We start from the raw sequence: 1,046 nt of genomic DNA, 5'->3' as shown, positions 1-1,046 counted from the left end.
ATAAATGTAATCGCTTTCTTTATTATTTATTTGTTGCAATATTAAACATATAAAATTAGAATGGAGGAGAGTCTATGAAAATTAAGGCGACTTTAGACAGAATTCCAGGAGGTATGATGGTTGTTCCTTTATTGTTGGCTGCAACGATCAATACTGTAGCGCCTAACTTACTGAGAATTGGTAATTTTACAGAACAATTATTTGTTAGTGGAGCAGGAACACTTATTGCATTATTCTTATTAACTGCTGGTGCCCAAATTGATGTCAAGAGCTTTGGAGTTAGTATTGCTAAAGGGACCACATTATTAGTGGTAAAGTGGTTAGTTGGTGCAGTAGTTGGTTTAATTGCTTATATGTTTGCTGGGGCTAATGGCTTATTTTTGGGTTTAGCACCCTTAGCTATTATTGCAGCTATGACCAATAGTAATGGTGGACTATATATGGCAATAGTTGGCCAATATGGTGAAAAAGATGACAAAGCAGCCTATTCTATATTAGCATTAAATGATGGTCCATTCTTAACAATGGTAGCGTTATCAATTTTTGGAGCCATGGGATTTGTTAATGGAATGTTTTCAATTGTCTCTTTTATTTCCGTTTTACTACCAATTGTCGTTGGGATGGTATTAGGTAACTTAGACCATGAAATGAGAGAGTTTTTAGGAAAAGGTAGCGATATGTTAATTCCATTCTTTGCTTTTGCATTAGGAATGGGAATTGATTTTGGGAAGATTATTGAGGGCGGATTATCAGGTATTTTATTAGGTGTAATGACTGTATTTTTAACAGGTACAGCCGGTTATTTTATATTTAAGATGTTTGGCTGGAATCCTATTGTAGGAGCTGCAGAAGGGTCTACAGCAGGTAACGCGGTTGCCACTCCTGCAGCAATAGCTGCAGCTAACGCTACATTTGCTTCAGTTGCAGATTTAGCAACCGTTCAAGTAGCTGCTTCTACCGTAACAACAGCGATCTTATTACCTATTTATATAGGTTTCTTAGTTAAATTAGCTAAAAAAGTGATATCTTCCCATTTAAAAACGGGA

At 36.0% G+C, this 1,046-nt stretch carries 1 protein-coding gene; it reads left to right on the top strand.

Annotated elements, in window-relative coordinates; translation table 11 throughout:
• Positions 1-74: 74 nt before the first annotated feature.
• On the top strand, positions 75-1,046 hold a 972-nt coding region (locus U473_RS08255), incomplete at its 3' end, for a 2-keto-3-deoxygluconate permease (protein WP_068725228.1).

This window comes from Tepidibacillus decaturensis (assembly GCF_001561915.1).
Lineage (GTDB): Bacteria > Bacillota > Bacilli > Tepidibacillales > Tepidibacillaceae > Tepidibacillus_B > Tepidibacillus_B infernus.
Note: the sequence above shows the minus strand (reverse complement) of the source record. Positions and strands in the feature narration are given on the sequence as shown.